This window comes from Rhizobium sp. RHZ01 (genome assembly GCF_014851595.1).
In the GTDB taxonomy this organism is placed as follows: Bacteria; Pseudomonadota; Alphaproteobacteria; order Rhizobiales; family Rhizobiaceae; genus Rhizobium; species Rhizobium altiplani.
The window spans coordinates 1-395 of record NZ_JACUZZ010000115.1; the positions used below are offsets into that span (position 1 = coordinate 1).

1 rRNA gene is annotated in these 395 nt (G+C 54.4%); it reads right to left on the reverse strand.

From position 1 onward, the window contains the following. Window positions 1-310: 310 nt before the first annotated feature. Window positions 311-395 (reverse strand): 5S ribosomal RNA (gene rrf, locus IB248_RS31065); the annotation flags it as partial.

The window sequence follows — 395 nt, forward strand, 5'->3', positions numbered from 1 at the left end:
CCTTCAGGTTATGAGCCTGACGAGCTACCGGGCTGCTCCACCCCGCGCCAAGTGCAAAACCCTTTGGGTTTTGTCACGGTGCGTAAACTGCGAAGCAGTTTACGCTACTGCCCGAGCAAATTGCCGAGGCGATTTGTCTCGTGTAAGGGACGCACTGCATGTTTCCGGACCCATTATAGCACAAAGGCCGCTTTGTGGGCGGCCCTTTTGATCGGCTTAGGGCCGTTTTCGTGATGAGAAGATTTGTTTGTTTCACATGCAGCTTTCTAATGTCTTCGACATTCGGCGCATGTGTTGTTGCGTTTAGCAGACCTGGCAGCGACCGACTCTCCCGCGTCTTAAGACGAAGTACCATAGGCGCTGGGGCGTTTCACGGCCGTGTTCGGAATGGGAAC